Source organism: Salifodinibacter halophilus (assembly GCA_012999515.1).
Taxonomy (GTDB): Bacteria; Pseudomonadota; Gammaproteobacteria; order Nevskiales; family Salinisphaeraceae; genus Salifodinibacter; species Salifodinibacter halophilus.
In genome coordinates this window covers 1-269 of the sequence record JABEEB010000276.1, presented here as the reverse complement: position 1 = coordinate 269, position 269 = coordinate 1, and the positions used below count along the sequence as shown (strand labels likewise).

General features: G+C 63.2%; 1 protein-coding gene. It reads left to right on the top strand.

The genetic code is table 11. The features are described from left to right. Nucleotides 1-101: 101 nt before the first annotated feature. Nucleotides 102-269: cytochrome ubiquinol oxidase subunit I (locus HKX41_11645; GenBank protein NNC24786.1), on the top strand; the 168-nt coding region annotated here is incomplete at its 3' end.

Here is a 269-nt window from a genome sequence, read left to right as displayed (position 1 = left end):
CTTTGCGGTTTAAGTGCTCCCACGAACCCGTCGCGCGCGGCGCATGCTGCGGCGCAAAAATGAACCCGACGGCGTACACCGCGCCGTGGAGGCAAAAACGCGTGGACGCCCTGCTGCTGTCGCGGATCCAGTTCGGCTTCGTCATCTCTTTCCACATTCTGTTCCCGGCCTTCACCATCGGCCTGGCCAGTTGGCTGGCCTTCGTCGAATGGCGCTGGCTGCGCACCCGCGACACGCTCTGGCGCGATCTGTTCTTCTTCTGGACCAAG